The organism is Clostridium sp. AM34-11AC (genome assembly GCF_003435375.1).
In the GTDB taxonomy this organism is placed as follows: Bacteria; Bacillota; Clostridia; order Lachnospirales; family Lachnospiraceae; genus Pilosibacter; species Pilosibacter fragilis.
On sequence record NZ_QWGL01000028.1, the window covers coordinates 12140 to 37939 of the forward strand.

Sequence of the window (25800 nt, forward strand, 5' to 3'; positions counted from 1 at the left end):
TTTCCTTTCCGGTTTATCCTTAAGTATCTATTTTCATTCCTTACAGACAGCGTTCTGTCCTTTTGATCATGTTTCCATTCCTTGCATCCAGGATGATATCGTAAGAGGTCAGGTCGGCATACGCTTTCAGAAGGTACACCGGAATTCCTTCTTCATAGGAAAGAGCAGGAAAAACCCATAAATGGATCTTTTCTACCCGGGGTAACTCTCTGCCGGCAATCTGCATTGCCGTTTCTCTGCTGATCCTGTTCAGATGTTCCTTTCCTTCCATACGCATCATCACGTCTTTCGTTTTGTACTGAATTTCGTTACAAAATGTTTGCCCCCCCCGAAAAAATCGGGAAGGGGAACATTTTAAAGGAGAATTCTGTTACACAATTCTTTTACACACATTATTCATAACGGAGGGCTGTTACTGTGGACTACCACTGAGCGAACGATCTGCTCCATGCAAAGACAAGCTGCCGAATATTGGGGACAAAATTGTATGCGGGCAATATTTCCGGTCAATACCACATAATCTGCATTATGTGGTAGAAGCAGACAGGGATTGTCTTATGCAAAACGCCTTAAAAATACGTTTTATACAGTGAACGTATTGTGAAAATAGATCCTTTACGGATTCTGTATCAGATCTGCACAATTTTCTGCGAAAAAAGTCGAATTATATCATTGACATACAAATTTATTTTTGGTATATATGAATCGCAGAGAGAAATTATGGTACTTTTGGACAATGTTTCCAGGTAAGGAAACATACCATTATGTATAGACACAGCTTTTGGATACGATTCCTACCACATAATGCAGATTATGTGGTATTTTTGTTTTTCTGCCCCGATTTTTCTCACATCTGCTCTAATTCTTCTCTTATTCCGCTCTGATTCAGACCTGATCGGTAAGCTTATGTTACTAATCCCAGCACCTGCATCCGTCTTCCATGGTTCTTAACAGTGGTCATGGTATAGATCCTGGTCGTGTTGACATTGCTGTGTCCCAGTATATCCGCCAGGTAAAAAAGATCCTTCCATTTTTCCCAGAACACCCTGGCAAAAAGGTGGCGGAGATTATGGGGGAATACCTTATCCGGACAGATTCCGGCTGCGGCACCGATGGCTTTCATCTGCGACCAGATATTACTGCGGTCCAGTGGATTCCCGAAGCGGCTGACGAACACACTTCCCTTACAGATCCCTTTTTTTCTGCAGTATTTGAGCAGCTTCTCCCTCAGCTCTTTCACCAGATACACCTGTCTTTTCTTTCCCTTGCAGGAAACCTCTGTTTTCCCGCTTTTCACAGCGGCTACGGTGATATATTTCAATTCACTGATCCGGATCCCGGTCGCTCCGATGGTCTCCATGATGAGTGCGGTCTGCTCCCGTCCCATCCGGTAAGCCTTTTCGATCAGCTTTTTGTATTCTGCCCTGCTCATTTCCTTTTCTGTGGAACGGAACATCTGCTTCTGTACCTTTACCGTCTTCACCCGGCTCTGCGTTTCTCCCATAAAGTCCAGAAATCCATTCAGGGCTACCAGCATGCTGTTTGCACTGCTCGTTTTGTAATGCTCCTGCAGCCATGCCTTGTAGGCGATCACTTTTTCCTTGGTAATGCTCCGGTTTTCTCCCATCCACTGCAGGAAGGTACGGATATCCCGCAGATATTTGTCAATGGTGGCGATGCTTTTTTCCCGATCCGCCAGATATCCCCTGTACTGCTTCAGTGTCTCTTCGCCGATTTCTGTCATTTTCACCAGTCTCCTTCCGTCCGGTTCTACCCGGGTCTTCCTGTCCACATTATGGTATACCGGATGGTGGATTCCTATCCTTTTTCCAGCAATAACGAGTTTGCCTGCGGACTCTTTGCGCATGAGCAGTGTTCAAAGCAAAACAACCTGTACACTCCTTAGAGTGCACAGGTTGTTCCTGTCTGCGTTCTGTCATGCTGTTTTATTCCGGGGAATGGAGCGGGAAGATCCTGCTCACGGTGCCATCCAGACACACCGCTTCCCCACGGAAGCTAAGCGGTACCGGGTGGCTGCTCCTGTTATTGACGGTCAGCGCATTCTTCGTTACCTTGATATCCAGGGTGCTTTTCCGGTAACAGATGCGGAATTTCACGCTTTCCCACGTTTCGGGGAGACAGGGATCGATCCGCAGGGCATCTTCCTCGATCCGTACCCCGCAGAAGCCCTCTACCACACACTGCCAGATGCCGCCCATGCAGGCTGCATAGATTCCTGCCGGTGCATTCTCTCCATCGGAGCTCAGATCCACATCGCAGCACTGGCAAAACAGCTCATAGGCTTCCTGTGTCCTTCCCAAGGAAGCTGCCATCAGGGAATGGGTGGCAAAGCTGTAGGACGCTTCATGGAGCGTATGTTTTTCATAAAACTCATAGTTTTTCTCCCGTGCCTGCCTGCGCTGTGTCCCAGCGGCTTCTTCCGGGAGTTCCGGGAACAGCTGCAGCAGCAGGACGAGGTCTGCCTGTTTATGCACCCGGAAGCTCTCAAGCTCCAAAACGGTATGTTCCTTCCGTATTTCGGCGGCTGCGTTTTTTCCAAAGCTCTTGTAGTAGCTAAGATCCATCTCCTGCAGCTTCCCGTAACCGGCAAACTGGGGAAGGATGCCATCCTTTCCCACAGGCGGCAGATATGTTCCTTCCGCCGCCCTGCGGATCTTTGGCAGCATCTCACAGATCTCCCAGCGGTTATTCAGCTCTTCCAGATATTCCGGATCCTCTTTTTCCAGTCTTTCTGCGATCTGCACCGCCAGGCGGAGGTTATTCCGTGCCATGTAGTTGGTATAGGTATTGTCCGTCAACCGCTGTTTGTACTCATCCGGTCCGATCACATCACGGATATGGCATACCCTGCCATCCTCGTCCCATTCCACACGGTCTGCCCAGAATACTGCAGTAGCCAGAATGATCTCATCGCCCCACTGCTTCATGAACTCTTCATCACCAGTAGCCTGATAATATTTCCATACGGCATGGCTGATATCTGCTGAGATATGCAGTTCCTTTTTCCCTGTATAGATGGAGGTTCTCTCCCCGGTCTGCGGATCTGCCATGCCTCTTTCCGGGGTGGTCTCCCCATACTCCGGTCTGGCAGCCTCCCAGGGATACATGGCTCCCTTATATCCGTTTCGGTATGCCTTGGTCTTCGCTCCCTGTAAGCCCCTGCCACGGTAGATGAGCAGACGCTTTGCCTCCGCAGGTTCTGTCAGGAGGAAGAATGGGAGGATACACATCTCGGTATCCCAGAAGCAGTGTCCCTTAAAATCCTCCCCGGTCAGTCCCTTTGCCCCGATGCCTACGGTATCGTCTTCCCGGTCTGCCATGATATTCAGATGGTACAGGGCAAACCGTATGGCAAGCTGGTCATAATCATCCTCCCCACGGAGCAGGATATCATTCCTGTTCCAGAATGTTTTCCACTCCTTCTGGCTGCGCTTTTTTAAGACGTCATATCCTGCTTCCAGATATTCCAGTGTCTTTTTCCTGCCTCTGCTGCAGGTGTCCCATGCCTTTTCCCTCTCGGCTCCGGGATCCCGGTCGGTAAATACGGTACAGATCTTGTCCACGACAAAGCTCTCCCCCGCAGGCACTTCCGCCTCCGCTATGATTACTGCGTACCGCTGGCCGATCAGCGGAGTTTTCTTTGGATGGACGGGACTGCCGTTTAAGGCAAAACGGTGTCCGCAGTACTGCAGCACATGGATCTTCGATTCCCCGGTCACCGTATGGTATTCCATCATCTTCTCCTTGTGCATCCGTGCTTCCACTTCGTGGAAGTGCTGTGTGCCGTTGTTGGTCATTCTCCCGTTGATCCCGCTGATGATCTTCACCTTCACATTCCGGTGATATGGCATGATCCGGACTCTGGATGCTATGACGTGTTTATCCGCCAGGGATACGAAACGCTCAAAGAAAAACTCTGCCTCCACACCGTTCCTGCCCTCCCAGCAGACATGGCGGGTGATGACCCCAAAAAAGCAGAAGCTATCATAGGAAAAATCCTACTGCTTCTGCCTTCTTGAATATTATGCTGTTTTTCTTTACCTAGTAAACTACACCACCAGCTTATAATACCTCAGTGCCTCCATGATATATTCTCTTTTCTCTGGAGTACAGGATTTTATCTCAGGAGCCTCTTTCTTTGAAACATTATAATTAGGACGCATATCCAATTCACAATCCCGTTTTACTTCTGCTATATAAGCAGTATGAACATTCACCCCATGCTTCTCCATGATATACTTTTTGATATTCTCATAAGTTGGTTTCTGTTCCTTATACTCCTGGTGCATATCAGGACTAATCGGCACTTCCATCTCAACCTGGAAGTCTCTCTTTTTCTTCCCAAAGTCACTTTTTTTAGTTAAAAGAGCTACCGTCTCAAGTGTTGATAACTTTTCCAAGGAAATCATATGCTCATCCGATTTCTCATTGTCCAAAGAAATCCCCTTGATTTGTGCTACTTCCTTGCCTTCTTTAATGATCGGTACCGGAAACTGAAACTTAATATTCTGAATCCAATTTCCATCTTCCCGTCTTTCCGGGAAAATATCAATGCGTTCAATAAATGCCTGCATGAACTGTTTCTTTTCAGCATCCGTACATTCTGAATACACTTCATTAAAAGCGCCTAAAAATCCGTATATGCTATCTGCATCAATCTGATTTTTCTTAAGCTCATAAATCTGAGACTTCAGTTCTGCCATTGTTTCTTCCACTTCATCTATTTTATCATATTGAGCATCCAATCGTCTCTGTAAATCTGATATTTTTTTATCGTAATGAGCGTCCGTAACATCTAGATTATCCATCTGCTGTTCAAGACGGGTTTTTATTGTCTCCGCCTGATGAAGACTTGCATTTAACACAGATAACTGTTTTTCCAGGTCCGTTGTGTCAACAGTCGCTCCAATCTTATCCTGAATGGCATCCTTAAATTTTCCTTCTTTTGTCATTGCTGTAATCAGCTTTGCAAGCATATCATCAATCTGCGACTGCTCGATGTTGCGTCGGAAAGTACACTTGTGCCCGGTAGCATTCACGGTATTCTTACAATAATAGTAATATCTGGTCTTGTTATCTTTTCGCCCTGCTTTGGCAATGTTTCCATACATTCCTTTTCCACAGCAAGGACATTTTAATATCCCAGACAAAATATGTGCATGTTCCGGATCATGAATTTTTTCACGCTTGTAATTATTTTTTGAACGTTTTTCCTGTGCAAGATCCCAGTCTTCCTCGGAAATAATTGCTTCATGAATTCCCTCATAAACAGGGAAATCTGATTGCTCCACTACATGAGTTTCATTACGGGTTCCTGTTTTCTTCTCTGTACGCCTGCGTCCATATGCTATCTTCCCCATATATACCGGGTTATCAATTATTTTCTTGATAAAGCTGGCCGAGAAGCCCGGTATTGTTCCATTCTGACGCAGCTTCTTCGTATATCCATGATTGTTCAGGTAATTTGCCACACCATTGATTCCATCATTGGTATGAATATACCTGTCAAAAATCATTTGAATAATTTCCACTTCATCCTCTGCAATAACAAGTTCACCATTTTCCAGCTTATATCCATAAGGAGCAAATCCGCCATTCCATTTACCTTCTCTCGCCTTCTGCTCACGCCCAGCCATTGTCTGCACTCTGATATTTTCCCGCTCCATCTCTGCTACGGCCGCAATGATAGATATAAGCAGTTTACCGGCTTCTTTTGAACTGTCAATTCCATCTTCTACACAAATAAGATTCACTCCATAATCCTGCATAAGCTGTAAAGAGCTGAGTACATCTGCCGCATTTCTACCAAATCGGGATAATTTAAATACAAGGACGAAATCGACTCCATCCTTGCCATCTTCAATATCATTCAGCATCCGCATAAATTCCTGACGACCTTTTATATTCTTCCCGGAATGCCCTTCATCGGAATATTCTCCTACAATCTCCATATCCTGAAATTCTGCATATTTCTTAAGCTTATCCTTCTGTGCATCCAAGCTGTAACCGTCAACCTGAATTGCTGTTGATACACGAGTATATATGTAACATTTTGTTTTCTTTTTCAATACATTCACTCCCTCTATTGTGGTAAAATCAAAGTTGGATTTTTCAACAGCGTGGCAATCACCGGGGCATATTTAGATATTCCATAATCTTCAACAATACTGGTTATTCTAGCGCCTGCATCTTTTGATGAAGCACCACATAAGAAAACCCTTTCATCAGCAGTTCCATAATCCAATACGATAAATCGATCATGAAATATACCGCCTGTCTTTTTCATTGACAAATTTACTGTTGGGTACTCCTTGCAGAAATCTATAAATTCTATGTTGTGAAGTTTATTATTTCCAACATTATCACTGAATAAAATAATAGCTACTCCAGCCGGAGAATTCTTAAGGTGTACCAGCGTCCTTAAGCCAATATAATTGTCAACGACATATATTGACGACTTTGCCTGTTTATAAATGGACTCATATACCTCATCTGCACTACTGAATTTTGCATTAAACATGAGCCACTTGTCATCATCATCTGAAACAAAGCTGTTCATCATATCCGCCAACTCAGATTTTGTCACAACATCCTTCAAGCCTTCTGCAACATCTGAAATCTGCTTTTCAAGAGATATCATATCTGAGTTGATTTTGTTAATTTCTATTCTGTTGTTAGCAGTTTCCATGCTTAACTGAAGTATTTCCCGCTGACCTATTAAATCACGATTTTCTAATATGTAATCTTTCATTTTCTTAAAGGTTCTTATTAATGCCTTGCTCTGCTTAACAGCCAACGGTCCTTTCAAGACAGTCATCAGCATATATAATCCTTGCTCTGTAAATACATGAGGATTATATCTGCTCTTACTGTTAAGATTTGCGGTCAAAAAATTTGACCGCAAATTTTCTACCTCGTCATCCGTAAGTTCAAACATAAAATCTTCATCAAATTTCTCAATATTATTTTTTACTTGTTGATTAAATGCTTTTGTAGTATAACCATATATTTCAGAAAGATCGACATCTAAGATTACTCTTTGCCCTCGAATTTCATAAATTCTTTCTTTCAAATATTCTTCTGTAATATCAATCACAGCAATTTCTTCTTTCTTTTTATCTTCTGCCATAGAACTCCTCCATCCATTTTGCGGTCAAAAAAATTCGTCCGCAATTCTCATATGACCATTTTACTGGCATCAGCAAAATGGTCTATTCCTCTTTTCCCCTCAGTTTGTCATAATATGCTTTATACCTATAAATCGTCCGCTCACTAACATTGTTCCGCTTCGCAATTTCTACCATTGTCATGCCGCTCTCATACCCAACAACAAAATCATTATAAATTGCCATCCATTTGGCGTTATGTTTCTGACGACCGCTTAACTTACGATTTCTGTAATACTCCAATTCCTCCCGAAGTTCTGCATTCTCTTTTTCCAGCTCCTCAATTCTTTTTAATGCCTCTTCAAGTGTTACAGTTTTCTCCATTACCCTGTCCTCCGTTCATGTCATTTTCGTTTTGTCTATATTATAAATATCTATGTTGCTTTAGTCAATCCGATTATGTCATGTTGCATCATTTTTTACAATAGCTTTCATACAATCGAAATACCGCTGATATCGTTTACAGGCTAAACTTCTCCAAAAGCAGTCAGCCTGTATGTTTTTTATCCAATCACGTAAAATCCATTTTCTTTTTATTGCCGGTCCATATTTTAAGATCAGCGCTGTCACAACATCCACACATCTCTCAAATGCTACATTCTCTTTTGCATCATCATAATATCTCTTTCTCATTTGTCCGCCCCTTTCTGTGCTTAAATTGCTTTGGCAGCCAATTATCGTTATCTGCTTTCAACAAATCATACACATATATTTTATTCGGCTTTCCTAATCCCTGATGGCTTCGATAAATCAGATTATGTACCTCCAGTTCCTTCAGCATCTTGTTAATCTTCTTATTTCCCAGATGCAACAGCTTCATCATTTCTTTGATTGTAAAAATGATAAATATAGCTCCATATTCATCTCTCCATGCATCACCATTACACTCTGATAAGCAGCGCCGATCCAACAAAATCATATAAAGTGTCTTTGCCCCATTCGTCATACTTCTAAATTGATCTTCTTTAAATAATCGTTTCGGTAATCTGTAAAACTTATCATCATATTTTGTATTTTCCATTTTTCCTGATCCTCCATATACTTTGAAGTTTTTTCGTCATTAACAGCCTTTTGTGCCCAATTCCTGCATAGAATTCAACTCTCGTTACATAAATATCGCTAATTGGCAAGCAGTGCATTTGTACGTACAAAATGCCTTTTTCGCTTGTTGGTGTACGCCCCAATCCCCTAAAACCATGAAAATAAATTTTCATGGAGCTACGCCTATCGGCTTTGTCATACTGATGTGTTTCCGACATTTCATAAATTCTTCACTCCTTCCCTTCCCGATTTATGAATTTATTTTCTCAGATTTTCTATGCCGATTCGGTATATCCAAGATGCTGGAAAAATTTTCTTTTTGTGATTTTTTCCAACATCCAAGACAAGACAGGAAAAGAATTTCTCTTTATCTCATGGCAATATCATGGTAATCTATCTGTATCTTTAAAAATGAGGAAAATGCTATGCATACAAAACTTACCATACCAGAAAGACTGAAAGATTTGAGAGTCTCAGAAAAAAGAATGTCGTTGCAAGAGTTATCCGATGCTACCGGTATCCCTAGCTCCACGCTTGGCAATTATGAAAAAGATGAAAATATAGATATGTCACTCGGTAATCTTATAACGCTTGCAAATTTTTACAACGTAAGCACAGATTACCTTCTTTGCCGGACAGAATTGCGGAAACATAAAAATCAGTCGGTATCTGATCTGCACCTAAATGACGATGCCATACAAATACTGACTGATAAAAAATATAACCCTCGATTATTATCTGAATTACTCACACATGAAAATTTCAAAAAATTCATGACTGACCTGGAAATCTATATTGATGGATTTAACGATAAGGGAATTCAGATAGCAAATGCTTTTCTTGATGTGATGAGATGTAAATTAACAGAGCTTGGTGCCGATTCTACTGATGCATTTGCAAGCGTATTTGATAATTCACACATTGAAGCAGAACAATATTACATGAATATTCTGTCATCAGACTTGAAACCGATTGTCTCTGACCTGAGAAATGCTCATACGAAAGACAGCAATACTGCCAGCGGCATTGACTATCAAAGTATGGTCAAAAATATCATTGATGACTTTGCATCTCAAATACTTACTACCGCAGATGACGATACAGAGTCATCAAATGATGCTTATATAAATGGTCTTTTGCTTCTTTTCTGCAAAAATCTGGAGATGAAAGTCACTCAACTTTCTACAAAAGAAAAGCAGACGTTAAAAGAAATATTTTCCCGTTCCAAGCCCGCAAAAGAACATCGGAAGTTGAGGCGGAGAAATCCGAAATTGTAAACTAACTCCAAAAAGTAAGGCAGATTACTCTCCTAAGTGGGGTAATCTGTCTTGTTTTCTATGCTTCTTAAATATATGCACATCTTATTTGCCCTTATCTTAATGGACAATCTGATTTCTTCACTTTGTTTGCAAGTTTTAACAACCCATTATTTTTACAATAAAACTGCAAATCTCTTACGGTTTGTTTTGATGTAGGCCCAATAACAATAGAGTCGAATAAATCTTCAAAGTCTATTCCTTCTTTTTCACACAATTCTGCTAAATTCAAAATATATACCTGTCTAATAGTATTAAGTACTTTACATTGAAGATGCTTATCATTTTCATTAACAAAAAGTGGAGAAATCCTTATTTCTTGCTCCGTCGAAAAACTTTCATGCTTATGAATCATTGCACATAACAACAAATTATCAATCAAACCGTTTAAATTTGAAAAATCGTCCATCTTATCATATTGAATATAATCTCGTAACAGTTCTTTCATTTTATGTTGCTTAGCACAATAACCATAATATTCTTCATTTATAATGATCTGATTGTAAAAAATAAGCTTAAATAATGTTTCTGTATTAAATACAATCGCTACTCCTTGTCCGCCGTGTGCGTACCTATCCCATTGTGCCACATCATTACGTGCTTTAGATACGCAAAATATATATGGATATTCTTTTTGCAATCTATCTTTGATTTGCCCAAAAACATCATTGGCTTTTTCCTTATTAGCTGAATCAATGCATGCATATACTTCTTTTTCCAGATCGTTAATAAACCCTATTAGTTCCTCTCGATCATTCATATGTTCTGCACTGCCAAACCAAATTTCTTTCTTACCAATAATCCCACATAATGCATTTATATCTGTATAATGCCAAAGTGTTTTTCCATGCTTTTTTACTGCATTTTTCACTCGTTCTTCCCTGTAGTCATCTCTCCCCATAGAATTCATCTCCTATTACTCTACCAGACGGTCATCAAGGAACAGGGCATCCAGCTCCTGTGTAGTCTGTAACTGCATAACTTTCTCTCTAACTGCTCTTTTGGCGAGATTAAGTCGTTTCATGCGTTTTTTACCCGTAATGCTGTCTTTACCCTCACGAATCATCTGTAATCTGCCAATCGGTGCACTCGGTTGCTTTTGTGCATAATCAACCAGTGCTTTTGCCTTGGAGAGATTGTCTGTCAAGTCACCACGGTGGGGTTCAAGAATATCGATGACATATCCGATTCCCACAACATTTCTTATGATGAGAAAATCAGGATAAAATCCCTTAACAATTCCATTTTCCAATCTTTGCAAGCAAAGTCCCCAGCCTTTGGACGGGTTGCGAATCCAGCAAATAAAATCGTCCCTCTTTGACTCTTCCTCAATCACGGCTTTCTCCCAAGAATCCAACTTTATCTTTGCGTAACCAACTTCCTCATTTACAAAAAAGTGGTTATAGTATTTTTCACCATCCAGGTCAACTATTGGTCGGATTTGCTCCGGAAGATGGAAACTGTGAGCACTGACCTCATTTCCGTTTGAAATGATGGCATCATACTGTTTGCGGTACTTTTCACTCTGCATGTGAGCAAATTGGAGTCTATATGTGTCGCTCATTTCATTAAACTTGTTTTTAGCATAGAGATGCAGTTTATCTACGCAGTCTTTTTCTGCCGCAAACAAAATGACATGAACCATATACTCGGACGGATTCTCTGGGTTAAAGTGCAGAGTGCCGTATGCCGCGCCAAGTCCAAATCCACCAAGTATCTTTTCTGCAATTCGAAATTTACGGTCGATGTCCTCGTCCGAAGATGTGTAGTAAATATATTCCTTATCATCGTTGACCGCCTTACCAAACGCATCAAAGACCTTCCACGACAGGTTCAGCTTTTTTACTTCAGAAGTGAGAACGTCATACTCACCGTTTTCTTTCAACCTACCGATGTATTCCTTTATCATTCTGATGCCGTCTTGCTGAATGCTGTGTAGCGCATAGGAATCAAGACCGGTGTTCTTAATAAGCGAGGCAAGTTTGATCAATGACGGCAGATAATCCGTTGTCTTGAACGGTTTGATTTCATAGGTAATGAGAGCGGTTTTGTTAATGAATGTTGCAATCGCCTCTCTGTCAATACTGTCTGTGAAAACAAATTGCTCCTGTTCCAGCTCTGGTGTGCTTGACGCAGCCACATCGGATTGCTGAGGTGCAAATGTTGTGTCCTGATTTATACTCTGCGGTGCAGGCACATTCCTTACAGATGGATTGTCGATGTTGGTATCAGGCTTTTGCTGCTGTGAGGATACAGACTCTTCCTGCGCAGCCCCACCCTCAGTCGTATCACCTGCTTCACTTTCTGGTGCTTCAAACAACGGATCGGCAGAAATACCCAGTGATTGTGCAAAACCCGCCAAAGTCATCTGATTCAATTCAACCTTCGGCTGGCGTTTCCTCGGACGGTATCCCCAAGTCTCATGTGAATCATTTCCGTAACTCTCACCCTCAACATCAGCTGGAATGTCGCTACCCTCCTCATCCTGCAATGCTTTCATAACTGATTCAACATTATCCTTGTTAAAGTGTGGTAAGAAAAGACGCACTTCATTTAGCGTTTCATCCACGTCGATATGCCGCTGCAACGGTGTGCGAATCATTCGACCAAGCAACTGAGCAATATATGTAGCGTCCTGTGCATGACGGAAAGACATCATGGTTTCTGCTCTTGGACAATCCCAACCTGTCGAGAGATTTTCTTTGAAGAACACAACTCGTATTTTCTTATTATCAGCAATGTCCGAGGCATCCACATGGTGTATCTTCAGACCGCCCGCTTCAATGGTCGCAGTCTGTCCGAAAGTGTGAACGACCTCATATTCAGAGAATCTTGCACCTGTCCGCATTTCAATGCGCGATAGACATTCTCCGATTTCGGTAGCAGAGGCACTGTTACTATTACGGTTTTCAACCTGTATGACCAGTACAGGACGCACTTGCTGACTTTTCTGCGTCGTACAGTAGTAATTCCAATGTTCACATTTGTCTTTCCACTCATCTGCGGCCGCCTGGAGGATTACCATATCGTCAATGGAGTCCTGTTCCGGGTAAGTGATAATAATTCGATCCTTCAAAAGCCCTGACGCCCTGACTTCATCCGGTCTGACGTCCACATCATGGCGGACAGAAGAAATATTGCCCACAAGCCTGCGGAAACGTTCATCTGTAGCACTCATGCCTATAACGACAGGCATTGCGTCAAGACCGTCAGCTTCGCTACCTTTCAGAAATTTCTGCATAATAGATGTTGCTTTTGCGGCGTCTCTATCTTGCATTCCACGATGAGCCTCATCAATGATCACATACAGATGATTGCCTTTCCGCTCGGCGGTATTTTGCAGAGACTGCCAGATGGTATATGTACGGCTGTCACCGCCGTTGACAAGCCGGCTTGCTTTTCCGAGTTTTTGCGTGTTCAGGAAATAAATCATACCATCATCAAGCATTTCCTGATCAAAAGAATCATCCTCAATCGTGACGCATTGATTTGGACGGATTTTGTCTGCCTTCTGTATAATCTTCGTCTTTGACTGTTCGTTCAGTTGAGGAGAATCGGAAAGCCATACAAATATAGCCTCCGGCTGCTCAACGGTAGTCTCCGTTCCGTTTAAGATATCTTCGATAACCTCCGTCATGACAATGGTCTTACCGGAGCCTGTCGGAGCGCGAAATGCAATCACCTGCGGACGTCCATCTACTCTATGGTAAGCCTGTGCACTGTTTATCTCGGCAAGTAGCTTTGAAACAGCTATCTGCTGAAAGGATATTAATTCATCTCTCATCACGGTTACCTCCTGCTATTTATTCTAAAATTATCCAGATAATCTCTGTATAACTGATATGTCTGCTTTACATTCAATTCCTTGGACATACTGCGATAATCGGCATCGGAGTCCGTCACAAGATAGACAGTTTCAATTTTCGATGTATTCCTAACTTCTTCGGCAAACTCTGCAAAGCAACTGTTGTCGTTTAAAATCGCAATTCGGTTCTCCGGGAAAATCATATATTCGGGAATCTTCTGGTCTATGAGTGACGGGCAAGGTCCAAAGCAGCCTGCTTTCATCCACAAGATAGGAAGCATTTCTCTAAACTGTCTGCCAATGCGTACGGATGCCTTGTCAAGAAATCCAAGTTTGAAGTAGGCAGCATTCGCTTTAAATCCAACTGCCATAGAAATCTTCTCAATCTTCGACACGGCTATTGCTCCCATAGCTTCAATAAGTTGCTCTTTTATCTTCTTAAACTCTTTGTTACTAGTAGTGACAACATATAATTCAGTTACGTGATCTTGACCATCCAAAGCAGCAATCCATTCTTCATAAGCGGATGGTGAAAAAAGAATAGTCGCATTATACTTCTCAGATACCACGAAATCAATTCCTGGCTTTACCAAGCTTTGGGGCAACTTATCCTTTCCAAGCAAAGAAACGATATCCTTGCGTATTTTGATGTCTACAATTTGCTCAGGATTGAATCTTATTTGTTTTATACTTCTTTCCGCTTCATCTTCTATAGTACGTGTAGTAATATAATCTTTTTGCAAAGGCGTACCATCACTATGAACACCAAGAATGCTATACTTGGTTCTTGGCCATGTAACAGAACGACAGATTCCGTGATTTTCCCATATTTGTGTTCCTGGAACATTACCATACTTGATGAGTTCCTTCGCATCAGAGTCTGAAACCTCATTATTAGTTATAAGAATACATCTCCTTGAGCCGCCATCCTCGTAGTTAAGAAGGTTTATAGCATTTAATGTTGTACCACTACCTGCAAAGAAGTCCAAGATTAATGCATCCTTTTTCCTACGAACAATTGATGCAATAGAATCGTGAGTCGCATACAACGATTTTGGGAAAGAAAACGCGTTTGTCTGTCCTATTATCTCCGTAATAAGGTCAGTTCCGTAAGCTCCAGCATCATGTGATGTTCTATGCCATACGGTTTTAATAACCCTGTTGTTATCACTCGCATATTCCACCGAAACTACATTTGTCTTTGGATCTCTTCCTGTAATTACAATTCTACCTTCTTCAATCAACTTTTGATTTGGCTGACTTATATATGAGATTCCCCATGTTTTTCGCGAAGAATCAAACTTTCCACATGAGACATAGCCTTTGTCGATAAGTTCACGCAAAGTTTCAGCCCCTACACTCCATCTACCATAGGAACCATCTTTTCGTATAGGCCATGCTGTGGCATAACCGTCAATTTTCTCTTCAAGATTAGGGACTTGTGGTAATGGCAACGATTGTCCTACTCCAACAACTTTTCCTAATTCGGTATCTATGAGAACAGGATAAAACATATTTTCTCTATCTTCTCTTTGTGCATCCGTTCCAGATCTCAATAGGCCCTTCCAACGAGGAATCTTTTTCTTATCTGGAGGATTTAACAAATTATCTTCGCTATCGGCAACAAAGGCTTCTGGTGCAAAGCAAAATATATTGTATTCCTCAACACGAGAAAATCGTCCTTGAGTAACCCCCTTGGGATTGATAACATCGGTAGTCATCTGAATATAATAATCAGCAAAAATCTCTTCTAATAATACTCGGAGATGATGCACCTCATGTTCATCAATCGTAACAATAAGAACTCCTGTCTTTGGATTCAACAATTTCTTTGCAATGTGGAGTCTTTTCTCCATAAACGATAACCACTTGCTGTGACGGTAGGCATCAGAGCCATCCACATAATCGTTGTTATATTTCCAATCCCGCGCTCCCGTGTTGTATGGTGGATCAATGTAGATGCAGTCCACCTTGCCAGCGTACAAATATTCTAGCAGTTGCAAAGCATGATAGTTGTCTGCTTCTATCAGCGTATGCCAAAGGTCGCTGTTAGGTGCATTGCATACCGCATCAATCGGCTTAAGATACGGATAGATTGGTTCACCGAATTCCGCAATGGCAACAAGTTCGTCCAGAGCAAACTCCGCCTGGGTATGATCTATCTTGTGTTCGCAGATTGCCTTATCTCCATCAATGGAATTCACAATGTAAATATCTGATATCTGTCCGTTTTTCAATGCCACCTTGGAATCTCTTCTGATTTCCATATCATAAAGTGGCGTGCACTCCGGCAGATGTTCCTCAAAGACCAAGCCGAACTTTTTCTGCTTGGTAAGCTTCCCCACCTCCACCATAATTCGCTGTTTAAGCGTCTCATCATCAATCTGTTTTATCAAATCCTGTAGTAATGCCACAGTTATTTACCTCTTTCTTTCGTTTATGTTTTTGCTCTTATATTTTAGCTTATACCACATTTCACACAGAAAGTGATAACTTTCTCTGTTCATTATAAAAATGCTTATTCTCCTTGTGAAGACCGTTGCAGAGAAAACGACCAATCTCCTATTGAAATTGCGTATTTATCATTTTTTCTATCAGTAAATTGGATAATTTATTGCTAACAGTTACGAAAAAGTATATCATGAAAAAGCGAATTCTTCAATCTTAGTAATCATCCCATCCATCCTTATCTCTCGATTAGATAAGATAGATATTATTCTTATCAGTCTTAGTATTCTCAATTTCATTACCTTGTCCTTTGGACACTCCAAGACATCCAAAAAGGACATCCTTTGACCCGTAATAATTACGGTTCAGGAATGTCCTTTTTACGTTTCCTATCAGTAAGATAGACACACGATGTTCATTTATCCACAATAAATCATTCCAAAATGCTTAAACGCCTGCATAATTGCATCTTCCTTCTCCGGTGTACACTGTGGCTGTCTCGCATTGTCTGATTTAGACAAATTAAAGTTCTCACCAACATCCAAACCACATTTCTTCTTAATCTGTGCAATATACAACGAAGAAACCTTCAGTCCTGTCTGCTCCAGTACATAAGTCTTTATCTGCTCGTAAGTTGCTTTCCCTTTAAATTCAGATAAATCCATATCCTCCAGAGAGAAGTCCACCTTAACTTTTCTGCCGTCGACCATTCCCTTGGAAAGTAAAACAACTGTCTCGACTGTTGTTTCGTTGTCCCAACTCATTTCCTCTATCTCCTTTCCATTAAAATAGACAGGAAATCTGAATTTAATGTGCTTCAAGAAACGGCCATCCGGCTGCTCTTGCTCGTATATATCAACTCGTTCAATGAAGCTGTTAAGAAACTCTTTCTTTTCAGCATCCGTGAACTTATCATACAGTTTATCAAAATACAGAAGAAATTGATAGATGTTGTCACCGGAAATTTTCTGCTGACGCACATTATAGATTCTGGTTTCCACTTCCTCAATTTCTTCTTCCACAGAATCAATATCATCATACAGCTTATACAAGCGTTCTTCCATATCCTGATACTTGCGGTCATAATGCTTGTCTGTTACATCAAGACTGTCCATCTGCTGTCCCAACTTTGCTTTTGCTCCGTTTAGCTGATGAAGTTTCTTACGAAGCTGTTCCAGTTCGGTTTCCAATTCTTCTGTATCAATTCTGGAACCAATCTTCTGACGGATTGCCTGTTCAAACTTCGGGTTTGTAACCAGTTTTCTGATCACTTCTTCTACCGCAGCGTCCACCATTTCCTGTTTCCACTGTCGTCTGTATCCGCATTTATGACCATTTACCGTAGTACGGTGTTTGCAATGATAATAATAATAATCCTTATATAAGGTTCCGTCTTTTTTCTTCTTACGATTTACATTGCCGTACATCGCAGCCCCGCACACAGGACAACGAAGAATACTGGAAAGGATGTTTTCATGTTCCTGATTATAAATTTTCTCGCTTTTGACACCTGTTTCCTGACGTTTCCTTTGTGCCATCTGCCATACTTCTTCCGAAACAATTGCTTCATGTACTCCATCATAAACCGGGTAATCGTCCTGTTTCACAATATGATACTGATTACGGGTTCCTGCAATCTTTTCATTCTTACGGCGACCATAAGCGAGTTTTCCACAATAAACCGGATTGTCTAAAATTGACTTGATAAAATGTGCTGAAAACATATCCAGCGTGTTATTCTGGCGCTTTTTCTTTACATAGCCATGCTCATTCAAATACGTTGCAACTGCAGATGCTCCCATTGTTGTATTCACATACTTATCAAAAATAATGCGAATCACATCGACTTCATCATCTGCAATATATAAATAACCATCTACCAGCTTATATCCATAAGGAGCAAAACCGCCATTCCATTTTCCCTCACGAGCCTTCTGTCTGCGCCCCTCCATAGTCTGAACAAGGATATTTTCACGCTCAATTTCCGCAACCGCAGATAAGACAGAAATCATCAATTTCCCGCTGTCTTTGGAACTGTCTATGCCATCTTCTACACAAATCAGATTGACCCCAAAATCCTGCATACGCTGTAAGGAACTAAGTACATCGGCTGCATTTCTTCCGAATCGGGAAAGTTTGAATACAAGGACAAATTCAACCTTATCTTTGCCTGACTCAATATCTTTCAGCATTTGCAAAAATTGTGGACGACCTTCTATGTTCTTACCGGATTTTCCCTCATCAGAGTATTCACCCGCAACTACCATATCCTGAAATTCCGCATACTTTTTCAGCTTATCTTTCTGTGCATCCAAACTATATCCATCTACCTGCATCGAGGTAGATACTCGTGTGTATATGTAACATCTTCTTGTTTTCAATTCCTAACCACCTCCATCCATAGGGTGATATGTAATTGTGCCACGGCCTGTGGCACTTTTTACTCCAATTCTTTTTCGATTTCTTCAATAGACGGCAAGCTGCTTTTCAGTTCTTCCGGAAGTGCTTTTACCATCTGGTTTTTCCATTCTGCTACGCCAATTGGATTCTGGTATCCTGCAAGAGAATACTCAACTACCGTCTGATTTTTACCTTTAACCAAAAGCAATCCGATAGTCGGATTATCACTCGGATGACGCAGAATATCATTTACAACATTCTGATACATATTGAGCTGACTGATGAAACCGGGCTCAAAATCACAAGCTTTCAGTTCAATTACCACATAACAGCGAAGTTTCAGATGATAGAACAAAAGATCAATATAAAAGTCATCTCCGCCCACTTCCAGATGTACCTGTCTGCCTACAAACGCAAATCCCTGTCCCAACTCCAAAAGAAAGTTCTGGATATGCTCTGTCAGCTTACGTTCAATCTCAACCTCTCGCCTTGGCATATCAGTACCAAGGAAATCAAACAGATACGGATCTTTGAAAATCTGATTTGCCATATCGGAATCCGCAGGTGGTAAAGCAACAGGGAAGTTATTGACACTTTTTCCTGTACGTTCAATCAATTTGCTCTGAATCTGCAAATCCAGAATCGTACTGCTCCAACCGTTTTCGATGGTTTTATGTGCATACCAGATTCGTTCTTCCTGTGTATCCAATTTGTCAAGCAACATACGATTGGTACGCCATGGAATTTGTGCCACGACCCGTTGCACAATTTCAAAATCCGGCCAGCACTCTGCGAATTTTCTCATATACTTAATATTTCTTGGAGAAAAGCCGGACATATCCGGAAACGCATCTTTCAGGTCTTTTGCCATGCGGTCAATGACTTTGGCTCCCCAGCCTTCTTCCTCCTGCTTTTGCAGAATAGCTTTACCAATATTCCAATAGAGACAGATCATACTGGAATTTGCATTCAGTACAACCTTTAATCTCTGGTTCTCAATTTCTTTTTTGATTGCTTCTATAAAATCCAAATAACTATCACTCATTTCAGAAAGATTTGGAGCAACAGGGAAAATCACTCCATCTTTATCTTTCCCCATACGTTTTCTGCTATCCATGATTGCTGCCTCCCATTATATTCCATATGGCATATATCGAATTACTGTTTCAATTATTTGTCCCAACTTAATTATACCATTGATTTTCAGTTTTTCAATATATTCAAAATATAAAAAATGGATGCCGACATTTTCGACACCCATTTACGCTGACTTTGTATCTTCTGTTTTAGTTCTTGCCCCACCATCTTCATCTGCATTGATCTCATCGAGGAGCTCTTGCCCGTATTTCTCAATCATACGAGCCAGAAAATCCACACATCGTTCAAATGCTATATTCTGTTCCATGAGCCCCTCCTTTCAAATCACTTACCTATGCTCTTTCGTAGACTTGAAAGCCGTGCTATAATATTTAGCAGAACGCTTCCATCAATCTACACTCATTTTAGAACAAACAGTCTAAAGCTTCATTGAGCGTGGATTGAGCGTAAATTGACTATTTTTGAAGGAGGGCTGTCTATGGAATATTTAGATTTCAGTTCAGTCATCACCACCATTCGTAACTATATCAGTGATGCCCACAGTATGAATCAGATTGACATGATGTACCAGTTGTTTGTCAGCTTTTTAAGTTCAGACGAATCTCTGGATTTTGATTTTGATAATGGTCTGGTATGCCGTTGGTTCAATGGACAAGCAAAAATCAGTCCTCGTATCACCAGGTATTATATGGATAACCACAATCGAAACCGACTCGCTGCTGATATGCACAGAAATGTGCTTCCGTTGATGTATGACAGTACTATGGCGGTGCAAGAGATTTATAACATTCTGGTGCAGGATACAACCATATCAGATAAAACCAAGGCTCGGCTTCTCGAGAATTATCCTTGTGAAACAGAAATGGATGAAGCAGTATTTCTAACTTCTGCTTTATGCTTTGGCATGGAACGTACTTTTGTAAAGCGAGATGTAAATACTAAGAATCTGTTATCTGCTGGAAATCTTTCTCCGGCCGTGAAAGATTTTATCTACGATGGCGGTACCCCAAAGCCATGCCGTCATTTCTGTGGACGAGACAATGAACTTGTAACTTTACATCAGTTGTTATGTAGTCATGGAAAGGTATTTCTGCAAGGTATCGCCGGCATTGGTAAAAGTGAATTGGCAAAGGCTTATGCTAAAATTCATAGCAAAGAATACACAAATATTTTGTACCTTTCCTACACTGGCAATTTAAAACAAGATATTTCAGATATGGATTTTGCAGATGATCTGCCGGATGACGACAATGAAGAACGGTTCCGCAAACATAACCGTTTTCTGCGTACATTGAAAGAGGACACCTTATTTATCATTGATAATTTTAATACTACAGCATCGCAGGATGGTTTGCTGTCGGTTGTGATGAAATATCGCTGCCGTATTCTGTTTACTACCCGAAGCAGCTTTAACAACTATACTTTCATGAATCTGGAAGAAATTGGGGATACAGATGCTTTGATTAAACTGATGGGCTGCTTCTATTCCGATGCTGAAAAGAATCGCACGATTTTGGAGCAAATCATCCAAACAGTACACAGTCATACTCTTGCTGTAGAAATGTCAGCCCGTTTGTTGGAAAGTGGAATTATGGAGCCGTTGCTCCTGTTAAAGAAGCTAAAAGAAGAAAAAGTCGCCCTGGATGCCACCGATACTATCGGTATCTCCAAAGACGGCAAAAGTCGCAAGGCGACCTATTATGACCACATTCACACGTTGTTCTCTCTGTATCAGCTTTCAGAAGCAGAAACAGATATTATGAGAAACCTTGCGTTGGCTTCGTTTTCCGGTGTTCAAAACAGATTGTTTGCGAACTGGTTAAAGCTGCGTGATATGAATACTGTCAATGATCTGATTGAAAAAGGCTTCATCAAGGCAATGGAAGGTCGTATGATTGCCCTTCATCCAATGATGCAGGAAGTGACAATGGAAGAAACAAAACCTTCTGTGCAGACTTGTCACACCTTATTGGAAAGCTTACAGCAGATTTGTCTGCGTCATGGAGAAGAAGTTTCTTATTATAAACAGTTGTTCCAGACCATTGAATTTGTGATAAATCAGATTGAAAATGATGATATGCCGGTATATCTTCGTTTCTTGGAAGATGTGTTCCCTTATATGGAGAATTACCGCTATTATCAGGGGATGGAATTGGTTATAAATAAACTGTCTGACTTGCTCAAGGACAAGGCTGTAGGCTCTATTGCTGACCGGGCATTGCTGCTCAGTTATCAGGCAGCTTATGAGAAGAAACCAGATAAAGCAATCAAGATGCAGAAAGATGCCATTGCAATGATTCCGAAAATGACTTCGGAGAATGCGTTGCTCCTGTCCAATCTGTATGCAAATCTTGGCGGTATGTATAAAATGAATGGCAAGCTGGAACTTGCTAAAGAAAATATGGAACAGGCAATCAGAATCATAGATGAGTATGGTCTGGCCTATTACCATGATAGCATTGTGCAGATTACAAACTATGCTGTATTGCTTACGGATATGGGACAGCCTGATGTTGGTTTGTCTGCTCTGCGAAAGCTCTGCCGTGTAATTCGAGAATATAATTCTGATACTGGTCTGGATTATGCAAGTGTTCAAGAAGCGATGGGAAATATCAGCCTGACTATGGGAGAAATTTCGCAGGCAACTTCATATTTCCAGAAAGCTATGGAAATCTATGAAACAGTATTTGAGTTTGAACCTGATATGATTGAAGCAAAGAAACAGGAACTGCTTGGAACGTATGCGCAAGCCGGATTATACTTAGGCGAAAAATTATTGACCAAAGAAGGGGATATATAACTATATGAACAATTTACTCGTTGGAAATGGTATAAACATTCAATTTAATAAAACTGATTATACTACGCAACAAATAGTATTGAGAATTCTAAAAAATTGTGATAGAGATGATTTTCCATCACATATCATTGTGAATTTCCCGTACCTGTTAAAAAATTATATAGGGCAATTATTTTTAGAAGCAAGAGATATTTTGGAGGACAAATACGATAATTTTACAAATTGTACTGCAGAAGATGAATCTTTGAAGTCTTTCAAAAAACAATATGCAGATAAAATTGATACATTACGAATAACTGATATAGGATTTGAAGACTATTATTTAATTCATGATTTAGTATGCCACAAGACCAATACTCAAAATCCCGAGCAATACTATGTCAGGGAAGCTCTGAGAGTTGCTTATCTATATGCAATATATAATGATGGTAAACTTAATACCTTGTATCAAGAATATCCGGAAAAATTCATCACCTATTTAGAGGCGTTCGACAACATATTTACTACAAACTATGATGCAAATCTCGAATTAGCAACACATAAACCGGCATACCATATTCATGGGCAATTTGATAAGAAAAGTGATGTGTATCTTCTCGATTCATTCAGAAACCAACTTCCCGATGCACCAATAAAAGAAATAGAAATTGATGAGAATTATTTCTATTTGTATTCAAACGCTTTGACAACACATTGTGGCGCATACAAAGAATTACAGATCAAACAAATTCCTCAAGCAAATAGTGCTGTTGAAAAAATGGCAATAGCCTATAATAATGACCCCAAAATCAAACAGGATGTTGATAGTTGGACGCTTAAATCGAATAAGTTGACTGCAAATATGGGATATGCCATTCAGCTTAAAGCCGCTAATCCTTCATTAACTTTTTCTGATAATTATCATTTTGATACTTTCAAAAATATTACGGGGACATTAGAAATATTAGGATTATCTCCGTGGAATGATTTTCATATATTTGAATCAATAAATGCATCTAATATTGACGAATGTGTCTACTATTACTTTAACGAAAGTGATTGTGACATGATTAAAGAATTACTTCCGACACTTAATGCTCAAGGGAAAATTCGATTTTTATCTGTAAAAACTTTTTGGGAGGATTGTTATGAAAAATAAAATAGTATTCAAATCTCAGAAAGATTTCGTGAAATGGGTAACTGTATCGAATATGTTTGCTAAAAGCAGGATTATGCCCATGGTTGCATTAAAGCAGTTTAATTCATTAAAAGCCAACCAGCGAACAAACATTAAGAAAGCTTTTGAAGAATATGACCAAAAGCGACGAATAAAAATTCCGAAAGGTGAAATTGATTCTGCATGGACAATATCAGTAATGGTAGATGCACACATTATTGCGACAGAATATAATGTTGATCCATTAACTGTGATAATGTGTCTTAATTCACCTTGTAAAATAAATGAACGAATTGTCATTAAATAAACAATTGTAGCTCTGTGTAATAGCAGAGCTATTTTTTATTCCACAGATAAATTTTGCTCAATTTCCGCTCAATCCACGCTCAATGTGTTTTGCGCCCTCTTTCAATAGAATGAAATTGCAATGAAAACAGCACCAAATCAGAAAATCCGGTGCTACTTCAACGCAAATCTACTGAAAGGGGCATTTTTTATGAACACGAACAAGCACAAGGAGGTACAGACCAAATGAGAGAACTGAACAACATCAAAATCATTGCTGTGGATCACGGCTACGGCAACATCAAGACCGCAAACACAGTTACCCCTACCGGAGTGACCGCCTATGAAACCGAGCCGATCTTCTCCGGCAACATTCTGGAATATGGCGGCATCTATTACCGCATCGGAGAAGGTCACAAGGAATTTATCGCAGACAAGGCTGTGGATGAGGACTATTACCTTCTGACGCTCATGGCGGTTGCCAGAGAACTGAATGTATACGGCATCCGTGAAGCAGATGTTCATCTGGCTGCCGGTCTGCCACTGACCTGGATTCGCAAACAGCGTGAAGATTTCCGAAGCTATCTGCTCCGCAACAAGGAAGTGAACTTCCGTTTTAATGGCAACGATTATTACATTCGATTTGTCGGATGCAGTCTTTTCCCGCAGGGATACCCTGCCATCATCAATCAACTGGGAAATTTCAAGGGAACGAATCTTTTGGCAGACATTGGAAACGGCACCATGAACATTCTGTATATCAACAATAAAAAGGCGGTAGAGAGCCGCTGTTGGACAGAAAAGTTCGGTGCCAACCAGTGCATGATTGCCGCTAAGAATGCGGTACTGGACAGCTTCGGCGTGAAAATCGAAGAATCTACTGTTGAGCAGGTACTTCGTTTCGGAACTGCTGATATCAGCAAGCCCTATCTGGACTGTATTACCTCCGTGGCTAAGCGATATGTGGCTGATATTTTTGCTACGCTTCGCCGCTATGAATACAATCCGGATCTGATGCGACTGTATATCGTTGGTGGTGGCGGCTGTCTGGTCAAGCATTTTGGACAGTACGATGAAAGCCGAGTGACTATTCTGGATGATATTTGTGCGACAGCCAAAGGTTATGAATATCTCGCCTCTATGAGCCTTCGCAGGAAGGAGTAAGCCATGAGCGAGAATATCCGCAGCACAAATCTTCGCTTCAATCTGGAAAAGGACACCCAGAAGCGAGCATGGCAGTATCTTCAGAACATGGACAAGCAGCAATTCAAATCCTACAGCAATGTGATTGCCGTAGCTCTGGTGGATTACTTTGACCGCTATTATCGCAGTCAGGATGATCCTTACTTTGAAACCAGGGAACGTGAGGAACGATTTGTGAATCAGATTATTTCCTCTGTAGAAAGCGCCATGGAGAAAACACTTCCGGTATTTCTTGCAGGCTGTATGGTGGGAATGTCGCAAGTGCCGGTTGGAGCCGTTTCGGTCACACAGCAGGAACTGGATGAGGAAGTGGATTGGGATTTTCTTGGAGAATAAGTTTGCTCCAAGCTGATCTCACAGAAGGGAGGTGAACACATGACACAATTTCTAACACAAAGCAGTCCGATACCGCCGTATATGGCGTTCCCAAGATTTTTACTGGACAAGGATGGCCTAAATGAAACTGCAAAAATTCTCTATACGATTTTGCTCGACCGAGCAAGGCTGTCCCAGAAAAATGACGGATGGACAGATGAACAAGGTCATGTGTTCATTTTCTTCCCCATCAAGAGCCTGGCAGAAACCATGCACAAGAGTGAAATGTCTGTCAAAACCGCATTGAATGCTCTGGAGAAAGAAAATCTGATCGCCCGTAAACGTCAGGGAGCAGGTTTTCCAAACAGGATATACGTTAAATATCCACCGGAAGCATTGAATCAAACGGACAGAATTTTTTCCGTAAAACAGACAGAAAACTGTCCTACAGATGGACAGAAAACTGTCTCTGTGACAGACAGAAAACTGTCCAGTAGTAATAAAGAGAAGAACAATATAAAAAGAACAAATTCAGAGAGTAAGGATGACCGCACCGCTTATGGCTCTTATCAAAATGTTTTCCTGAGTACGGAAGAACTGAAGGCTTTGAAGGACGAGGTTCCTCATTATCAGGAATACATTGAAAAGCTGTCCAGCTATATGGCATCCAGCGGAAAACAGTATTCCAGTCACGCAGCCACCATACGAAGTGTTGTGGTCAAGCTTTTTTGTAACACTTGTGGCTA

At 40.9% G+C, this 25800-nt stretch carries 21 protein-coding genes; 7 read left to right on the top strand and 14 right to left on the bottom strand.

The genetic code is table 11. From position 1 onward, the window contains the following. Positions 1-40: 40 nt before the first annotated feature. From DW826_RS13955 to DW826_RS13990, 8 genes are all read right to left on the bottom strand, one after another. On the bottom strand, positions 41-280 hold the full coding sequence (locus DW826_RS13955) for a PepSY domain-containing protein (protein ID WP_117553040.1): 240 nt from the start codon (positions 278-280) through the stop codon (positions 41-43). Positions 281-904: 624 nt separating this feature from the next. Beyond that, positions 905-1744 (bottom strand): tyrosine-type recombinase/integrase, encoded by an 840-nt coding sequence (locus tag DW826_RS13960; RefSeq protein ID WP_181968083.1) that lies wholly within the window; start codon positions 1742-1744, stop codon positions 905-907. A gap of 202 nt (positions 1745-1946) precedes the next feature. Beyond that, on the bottom strand, positions 1947-3983 hold the full coding sequence (locus DW826_RS13965) for a glycosyl hydrolase family 65 protein (protein ID WP_278286587.1): 2037 nt from the start codon (positions 3981-3983) through the stop codon (positions 1947-1949). A gap of 87 nt (positions 3984-4070) precedes the next feature. Continuing rightward, complete coding sequence (locus DW826_RS13970) at positions 4071-6089, bottom strand: recombinase family protein (RefSeq protein WP_347472387.1); 2019 nt, start codon at positions 6087-6089, stop codon at positions 4071-4073. 14 nt (positions 6090-6103) lie between these two features. Then, entirely contained in the window at positions 6104-7150 is a 1047-nt protein-coding gene (locus DW826_RS13975) for an ORF6N domain-containing protein (protein ID WP_117553043.1), read from the bottom strand. Between the two features lie 82 nt (positions 7151-7232). Continuing rightward, positions 7233-7511: a helix-turn-helix domain-containing protein gene (locus DW826_RS13980; protein ID WP_117553044.1), complete on the bottom strand. Its 279-nt coding sequence runs from the start codon at positions 7509-7511 to the stop codon at positions 7233-7235. 78 nt (positions 7512-7589) lie between these two features. After that, the gene (locus DW826_RS13985; protein WP_117553045.1) at positions 7590-7820 is read right to left on the bottom strand and encodes a hypothetical protein; all 231 of its coding nucleotides are present in this window, start codon (positions 7818-7820) and stop codon (positions 7590-7592) included. Then, complete coding sequence (locus tag DW826_RS13990; protein ID WP_117553046.1) at positions 7801-8208, bottom strand: replication initiator protein A; 408 nt, start codon at positions 8206-8208, stop codon at positions 7801-7803. The genes DW826_RS13985 and DW826_RS13990 overlap by 20 nt, the downstream gene beginning before the upstream one ends. Positions 8209-8653: 445 nt before the next feature. Between DW826_RS13990 and DW826_RS14000 the strand changes: the two genes are divergently transcribed. Next, positions 8654-9505, top strand: a complete 852-nt coding sequence (locus DW826_RS14000; protein ID WP_117553048.1) for a helix-turn-helix transcriptional regulator — start codon at positions 8654-8656, stop codon at positions 9503-9505. Positions 9506-9599: 94 nt separating this feature from the next. On the opposite strand, the gene DW826_RS14005 is transcribed toward DW826_RS14000, so the two are convergent. The 6 genes from DW826_RS14005 to DW826_RS18330 form a co-directional block, all read right to left on the bottom strand. Further along, positions 9600-10445 carry a DUF2971 domain-containing protein gene (locus DW826_RS14005; RefSeq protein ID WP_181968084.1) on the bottom strand — a complete coding sequence of 282 codons (846 nt, stop codon included), beginning with the start codon at positions 10443-10445 and terminating at the stop codon, positions 9600-9602. 15 nt (positions 10446-10460) lie between these two features. After that, positions 10461-13328: a DEAD/DEAH box helicase family protein gene (locus DW826_RS14010; RefSeq protein WP_117553050.1), complete on the bottom strand. Its 2868-nt coding sequence runs from the start codon at positions 13326-13328 to the stop codon at positions 10461-10463. Between the two features lie 5 nt (positions 13329-13333). Continuing rightward, on the bottom strand, positions 13334-15763 hold the full coding sequence (locus DW826_RS14015; protein WP_117553051.1) for a DNA methyltransferase: 2430 nt from the start codon (positions 15761-15763) through the stop codon (positions 13334-13336). Positions 15764-16216: 453 nt separating this feature from the next. Further along, the gene (locus tag DW826_RS14020; protein ID WP_117553052.1) at positions 16217-18178 is read right to left on the bottom strand and encodes a recombinase family protein; all 1962 of its coding nucleotides are present in this window, start codon (positions 18176-18178) and stop codon (positions 16217-16219) included. A 59-nt stretch (positions 18179-18237) separates the two neighbouring features. Continuing rightward, positions 18238-19314, bottom strand: a complete 1077-nt coding sequence (locus tag DW826_RS14025; protein WP_242962955.1) for a PDDEXK nuclease domain-containing protein — start codon at positions 19312-19314, stop codon at positions 18238-18240. A 144-nt stretch (positions 19315-19458) separates the two neighbouring features. After that, positions 19459-19602, bottom strand: coding sequence for a hypothetical protein (locus tag DW826_RS18330; RefSeq protein WP_167544861.1), 144 nt, complete (start codon positions 19600-19602; stop codon positions 19459-19461). 171 nt (positions 19603-19773) lie between these two features. On the opposite strand from DW826_RS18330, the gene DW826_RS14030 reads away from it, so the two are divergent. From DW826_RS14030 to DW826_RS14055, 6 genes are all read left to right on the top strand, one after another. Next, positions 19774-22095: an Archaeal ATPase gene (locus tag DW826_RS14030; RefSeq protein WP_096807405.1), complete on the top strand. Its 2322-nt coding sequence runs from the start codon at positions 19774-19776 to the stop codon at positions 22093-22095. A gap of 4 nt (positions 22096-22099) precedes the next feature. Further along, entirely contained in the window at positions 22100-23233 is a 1134-nt protein-coding gene (locus tag DW826_RS14035) for a hypothetical protein (protein WP_066545412.1), read from the top strand. Next, positions 23223-23558 carry a hypothetical protein gene (locus DW826_RS14040; RefSeq protein ID WP_066545411.1) on the top strand — a complete coding sequence of 112 codons (336 nt, stop codon included), beginning with the start codon at positions 23223-23225 and terminating at the stop codon, positions 23556-23558. Before DW826_RS14035 ends, DW826_RS14040 begins: the two co-directional genes overlap by 11 nt. Positions 23559-23782: 224 nt before the next feature. Next, positions 23783-24700, top strand: coding sequence for a ParM/StbA family protein (locus DW826_RS14045; protein WP_066545409.1), 918 nt, complete (start codon positions 23783-23785; stop codon positions 24698-24700). Between the two features lie 3 nt (positions 24701-24703). After that, on the top strand, positions 24704-25075 hold the full coding sequence (locus tag DW826_RS14050) for an adenylate cyclase (RefSeq protein ID WP_066545407.1): 372 nt from the start codon (positions 24704-24706) through the stop codon (positions 25073-25075). A gap of 39 nt (positions 25076-25114) precedes the next feature. Continuing rightward, on the top strand, positions 25115-25800 hold a 686-nt coding region (locus DW826_RS14055; protein WP_117553053.1), incomplete at its 3' end, for a replication initiator protein A.

Coding starts and splice junctions, on each gene's coding strand:
- DW826_RS13955 (WP_117553040.1), bottom strand. CDS start 280: ATGATGCGTATGGAAGGAAAGGAACATCTGAACAGGATCAGCAGAGAA.
- DW826_RS13960 (WP_181968083.1), bottom strand. CDS start 1,744: ATGACAGAAATCGGCGAAGAGACACTGAAGCAGTACAGGGGATATCTG.
- DW826_RS13975 (WP_117553043.1), bottom strand. CDS start 7,150: ATGGCAGAAGATAAAAAGAAAGAAGAAATTGCTGTGATTGATATTACA.
- DW826_RS13980 (WP_117553044.1), bottom strand. CDS start 7,511: ATGGAGAAAACTGTAACACTTGAAGAGGCATTAAAAAGAATTGAGGAG.
- DW826_RS13985 (WP_117553045.1), bottom strand. CDS start 7,820: ATGAGAAAGAGATATTATGATGATGCAAAAGAGAATGTAGCATTTGAG.
- DW826_RS13990 (WP_117553046.1), bottom strand. CDS start 8,208: ATGGAAAATACAAAATATGATGATAAGTTTTACAGATTACCGAAACGA.
- DW826_RS14000 (WP_117553048.1), top strand. CDS start 8,654: ATGCATACAAAACTTACCATACCAGAAAGACTGAAAGATTTGAGAGTC.
- DW826_RS14005 (WP_181968084.1), bottom strand. CDS start 10,445: ATGGGGAGAGATGACTACAGGGAAGAACGAGTGAAAAATGCAGTAAAA.
- DW826_RS14010 (WP_117553050.1), bottom strand. CDS start 13,328: ATGAGAGATGAATTAATATCCTTTCAGCAGATAGCTGTTTCAAAGCTA.
- DW826_RS14025 (WP_242962955.1), bottom strand. CDS start 19,314: ATGGATAGCAGAAAACGTATGGGGAAAGATAAAGATGGAGTGATTTTC.
- DW826_RS18330 (WP_167544861.1), bottom strand. CDS start 19,602: ATGGAACAGAATATAGCATTTGAACGATGTGTGGATTTTCTGGCTCGT.
- DW826_RS14030 (WP_096807405.1), top strand. CDS start 19,774: ATGGAATATTTAGATTTCAGTTCAGTCATCACCACCATTCGTAACTAT.
- DW826_RS14035 (WP_066545412.1), top strand. CDS start 22,100: ATGAACAATTTACTCGTTGGAAATGGTATAAACATTCAATTTAATAAA.
- DW826_RS14040 (WP_066545411.1), top strand. CDS start 23,223: ATGAAAAATAAAATAGTATTCAAATCTCAGAAAGATTTCGTGAAATGG.
- DW826_RS14045 (WP_066545409.1), top strand. CDS start 23,783: ATGAGAGAACTGAACAACATCAAAATCATTGCTGTGGATCACGGCTAC.
- DW826_RS14050 (WP_066545407.1), top strand. CDS start 24,704: ATGAGCGAGAATATCCGCAGCACAAATCTTCGCTTCAATCTGGAAAAG.